Origin of the sequence: Microbacterium sp. Leaf351, assembly GCF_001423825.1 — a bacterium.
In the GTDB taxonomy this organism is placed as follows: Bacteria; Actinomycetota; Actinomycetes; order Actinomycetales; family Microbacteriaceae; genus Microbacterium; species Microbacterium ginsengisoli.
This window is the reverse complement of the sequence record NZ_LMPK01000011.1, coordinates 128,283-132,384: the sequence shown is the minus strand read 5'-3', so window position 1 is coordinate 132,384 and position 4,102 is coordinate 128,283. Positions and strand designations below refer to the sequence as shown.

Annotated in this window: 3 protein-coding genes and 1 pseudogene; 2 read left to right on the top strand and 2 right to left on the bottom strand. The window is 69.9% G+C overall.

Annotation, left to right across the window (positions count from 1 at the left end; genetic code table 11):
• Window positions 1-1,056 (bottom strand): DHA2 family efflux MFS transporter permease subunit (locus tag ASG00_RS04825; RefSeq protein ID WP_235559148.1); only part of this gene is annotated, 1,056 nt, incomplete at its 3' end.
• Window positions 1,057-1,175: 119 nt separating this feature from the next.
• On the opposite strand from ASG00_RS04825, the gene ASG00_RS04820 reads away from it, so the two are divergent.
• A complete protein-coding gene (locus ASG00_RS04820) occupies window positions 1,176-1,817 on the top strand; it encodes a DUF1345 domain-containing protein (RefSeq protein ID WP_056207288.1) in 642 nt (213 codons plus the stop codon).
• A 46-nt stretch (window positions 1,818-1,863) separates the two neighbouring features.
• The gene (locus ASG00_RS04815; protein ID WP_082483062.1) at window positions 1,864-3,759 is read left to right on the top strand and encodes an ABC transporter ATP-binding protein; all 1,896 of its coding nucleotides are present in this window, start codon (window positions 1,864-1,866) and stop codon (window positions 3,757-3,759) included.
• A gap of 3 nt (window positions 3,760-3,762) precedes the next feature.
• Here ASG00_RS04815 and ASG00_RS16940 read toward each other — a convergent pair.
• Window positions 3,763-4,102: pseudogene (locus tag ASG00_RS16940) on the bottom strand (glycosyltransferase family 2 protein); the annotation flags it as partial.

The following is a 4,102-nucleotide window of genomic DNA, read 5'->3' as shown; positions in this document are numbered from 1 at the left end:
GATCACGATCAGCGCGCCCGGGATCAGCAGAACGCGGGTGCCCCACTTGTCGTAGATCGCGCCGATCAGCGGACCGGTGAGTCCCATCAGCAAGGAGCCCGGCAGCAGCAGGAGTCCCGTGGTGAGCGCATCGGCGCCGACGGCGCGCTGCAGGTAGAGCGGCAGCACCGTGATCGCGCCGAAGAACGCGAAGGAGAGGATCGTGAACTGCAGGAGCGAGATCGTGAAGTTGCGGTAGCTGAAGACGCGCAGGTCGAGGAGAGCCCGATCGTCGCGCTGCAGACGCAGCTGCCGCAGCACGAGCAGCGTGAGCGCCACGACGCCGACGATCAGCGAGATCCACAGGGTGGCCGACGGGCTCGATGCCGCCCCGCCCTCGCCGCCGATCTGGCTGAGGCCGTAGACGAGGCCGCCGAAGCCGAAGGCGGACAGCACGACAGAGAGGGCGTCGATGCGGGCGTGCGATTGCTCGCCGACATTGCGGATCCACAGCGCGCCGACGACGAGCGCGACGATCGCGATCGGCAGCACGACGCCGAAGATCCAGCGCCAGCCGAGCGTGTCGAGGATGACTCCGGCCAGAGTCGGGCCGAGGGCGGGCGCAAGCGCCATGACGATGCTGACGCGACCCATCATGCGACCGCGCTCGTGCGCCGGCACGACGGTCATGAGCAGCGGCATCATGATCGCGGTGCCGGACGCCTGAATGACGCGCGCGACCAGCAGCACCTCGAAACCGGGAGCGAGGAAGGCGACCAGGGTGCCGAGCGAGAAGAGGCTCATCGCCGCCACGAAGATCACACGTGTCGTCAGGCGGCGCAGCAGGAAGCCGGTGATCGGGATGACCACGGCCATCGTGAGCATGAAGGCGGTCGTCAGCCACTGTGCGGCGGACGCCGTGATCGAGAGGTCGTCGATGAGGTGGTCGATCGCGACGCCCATCGTGGTCTCGTTGAGGATCGCCACGAACGCGGCACCCAGGAGCAGCCAGATGACGCGCTGCGCCTGAGGCGTGATGGATGCCGGTGCGGAGGGGATGGTGTCGGTGGATGCCATGGGCGTTCCTCGTCTCGGGGCTGTGGGCGGGGACGTCATCGTCGGGAGTGCGACGGGCGTGTGATGAGCGTAACGGTGGTCACAGACATCCCATTCCCGACTGGTGGCACGATGAGGGCATGGCAGATTCACGACAGCTCGCCTCGGTGCGGGTGCGGGCGGTCGTGTCGATCGTCGCGGGCCTGGCGGGAGGGATCGTCGTGGGCCTGTTCCAGGGGTGGGCGGCCGGCATCCTCTCGGCCTGGGCGGTGCTCGCCATCGTGCAGACGACCTGGGTGCTGGTCGCGACGTGGTCGATGGATGCCGCGGACACCCGAGCGCACGCGACGGCCGAGGACCCGGGTCGACGCACGGCCCGGCTGATCGCCGTCGTCGGCAGCCTCGTCAGCCTCGGCGCCGTCGGCGTGGTCGTGGTCGAGGCGCGCAATGCCAGCGGGTGGGAGGCGTTGGCCCTTGCCGGCATCAGCGTCGTCAGCGTCGCGGCATCCTGGCTGCTCATCCAGGTGGACTATATGCTGCGGGTCGCGCACGTCTACTACACCGAGCCGATCGGCGGCATCCAGTTCAACCAGGACGAGCCGCCGATGTACACCGACTTCGCCTACTTCGCCTTCGGGCTCGGCATGACCTACCAGGTCGCCGACACCAACGTGACGACCAACGAGGTGCGGCGCATCGTGATCGCGCAGACCATGCTCGCCTACCTCTTCGGCGCCGTGATCCTCGCGACGGTCATCAACCTCGTCTCGAGCCTCGGGTGACCCGCTGATGGCGATGGGTATGGGCCACGGAGGCGGCGGCATGGGCATGGGGATGGCCAACGGCATGGGCCCGCGGCCGGCGGGCTTCCGCGGGGTCGACCAGGACGCGCAGCGCAGGGCCAACGCGTCGGCGCCGAAGATCGCCCACCTCGGGCGCCGGGTCGCCGAGCTGTTCCGGCCGTATCGCGCGCGCCTGGCACTCACGATCGTCGCCGTGCTGCTCGGTGCGGCCGTCGCGGTCATCCCGCCGCTGATCGTGCAGCGCATCTTCGACGACGCCCTGTTCCCGACCTCCGGAGGCGGACCCCGCATCCCGTTGCTCGTCGAGCTCGTCTCGATCACTGTCGCGCTCTTCCTGCTCTCGGCGGCGCTGAACTTCTGGCAGACGTGGCTCACCGCCACCGTCGGAAACGCCGTCACCGGCGACCTGCGCGTGCGCATGTTCGACCACCTGCAGGCCATGGAGTTGGCCTTCTTCACCCGCACCAAGACGGGCGTCATCCAGTCGCGTCTGCAGAACGACGTCGGCGCCGTGTCGTCGGTGCTCACCAACACCGTGACGAGCGTGCTCGGCAATACGGTGACGGTGGTCGCCTCCATCGTCGCGATGGTGCTGATCGACCCGCGCCTGACGGTGATCGCGGTCGTCCTGATGCCGGTGCTGGCCGTCGTGCAGCGGCGGGTCGGCCAGGTGCGCGCGCGCATCGCCGGCCAGACGCAGGAGTCGCTCTCGGAGCTGACCGCCATCACGCAGGAGAGCCTGAGTGTGAGCGGCATCCTGCTCTCGAAGTCGTTCAACCGTCAGGGCGACGAGCTGGGGCGCTTCCGTGAGGAGAACGCCAACCAGGTGCGCCTGCAGGTGCGACAGGCGATGAGCGGACAGGGCTTCTTCTCGCTCGTCGGCGTCATCATGGCGAGCGTGCCGGCCGTCATCTACCTGGTCGCGGGCCTTCTGATCGGCGGCGGGGCCGACACGATCACGGCGGGCACCATCGTCGCGTTCACCACCGTGCAGGCCCGGCTGCTGCAGCCGCTCATGGGCCTCATGCGCGTGACCCTCGACCTGCAGACCTCGGGCGCGGTGTTCGCGCGCATCTTCGAGTACCTCGACCTCACGCCCGCGATCCGCGACCGGCCGGGGGCGATCGGCGTCGCGGAGGCGCCGGGCCCGCGCGGCGAGGTGCGCTTCGAGGGGGTGTCGTTCCGCTACCCCGACTCGTCGAGCGAAGCGCGCCCGACGCTCGACGACGTCTCGTTCACCGTCGAGCCCGGCCAGCACGTCGCATTCGTCGGGCCGTCGGGGGCCGGCAAGACCACGATCCTCTACCTCACGCCGCGGCTCTACGAGGCCACGGGTGGCACGGTGCGGTTCGCGGGCGCCGACGTGCGCGACCTGCGGCACGCCGCGATCATCGACGACATCGGCATCGTGTCGCAGGAGACGTACCTCTTCCACGCGACCATCCGTGACAACCTTCGCTACGCGAAGCCGGAGGCGACCGACGCCGAGCTCGAGGCGGCCTGCCGCGCGGCCAACATCCATCACGTCATCGAGGGCTTCGAGCACGGCTACGACACCGTCGTGGGCGAACGCGGGTACCGGCTGTCGGGCGGTGAGAAGCAGCGCATCGCGATCGCGCGCGTGCTGCTGAAGGATCCGCCGGTGCTGCTGCTCGACGAGGCCACCTCGGCACTCGACACGGTGTCCGAGCGCATCGTGCAGGAGGCCCTCGACACCGCGGCGCGCGGGCGCACGACCATCACCGTCGCGCACCGGCTGTCGACGGTCATCGCCTCCGACGTCATCCACGTGGTCGAGCGCGGTCGCATCGTGGAGTCGGGCACGCACGAGTCGCTGCTCGCGGCCGGTGGGCTCTACGCGGCGCTCGCCGCCCAGCAGCTCGCGGCGGTCACCGACCTCGACGCGGACAGGCCCGTCTGAGCGTCACCAGGTCGCGGCGACGGATGCCTCGCGGCCGTCCTCGCGCTCGCTGCTGCGCGCGGTGAGCGCACGGGTGAACTCTCCGAGGGCGCGGCGGTAGGCGGCATCCGGATGCGTCTCGGCGATGCGCGCGAGACGCGGCACATCCATCGTGAGCATCAGTCGCACGCGGGCGTCGGCGGCGGCGTGCTGACCCGCGTCGTCGAGCACGGCCAGCCCCGCGGCCATCGCGTCGAGGCAGTCCCGCAGCACCCCGAGCGTGCTCTCGTGCTGGGTGATGGAGGTTCCGTCGGCCCGCTCGCGCCACTCCACGATCACGTCGGGAACCGTGTCGAATGCGCGG

Bases quoted from the DNA above. Each gene is read 5' to 3' on its own strand.
- ASG00_RS04820 (WP_056207288.1), top strand. From the start codon at position 1,176: ATGGCAGATTCACGACAGCTCGCCTCGGTGCGGGTGCGGGCGGTCGTG.
- ASG00_RS04815 (WP_082483062.1), top strand. From the start codon at position 1,864: ATGGGGATGGCCAACGGCATGGGCCCGCGGCCGGCGGGCTTCCGCGGG.